1 pseudogene is annotated in these 552 nt (G+C 48.6%); it reads left to right on the forward strand.

What is annotated here, in order from left to right:
• Positions 1 to 30: 30 nt before the first annotated feature.
• Positions 31 to 552: pseudogene (locus R7Z50_RS30100) on the forward strand (alanine racemase); the annotation flags it as partial.

The raw sequence follows: 552 nt of genomic DNA on the forward strand, positions 1-552 counted from the left end.
ATCGAGATTGCATAAAACTACAATACCGTTATTCCTGTTCACCTTGCTCTGAATACTTCAGGCATGGGTCGTAATGGACTGGATCTGACAACGTATGAAGGTCAGGTTGAAGGTGTGGAAATCGCAAGCGATCCTAACCTAAAAATCGTAGGTATGATGACCCACTTCCCGAATGAAGGTCTTGATGAAATCCGCCGCAAGGTTGACCGTTTCAAAGTAGAAACAAAGTGGCTAATGGACAGCGCAGGTCTGAAACGTAAAGACATCACACTGCACGTGGCTAACTCTTACATCACGCTAAATCTGCCTGAAGCACATCTGGATATGGTTCGTCCTGGCGGCATGCTGTACGGTGACTACCCTGCAACCCTACCTTACGAGCGCATCGTGTCTTTCAAAACACGCGTAGCATCACTGCACTTCTTCCCTGCAGGCAGCACAATCGGCTACGGCAGCACTAAAGTTTTAGAGCGTGACTCTATCCTGGCTAACCTGCCTATCGGCTACTCAGACGGCTTCGCCCGTTCACTAAGCAACAAAGCAGATGTTCTG

The organism is Vibrio sp. 1249-1, from assembly GCF_033340495.1.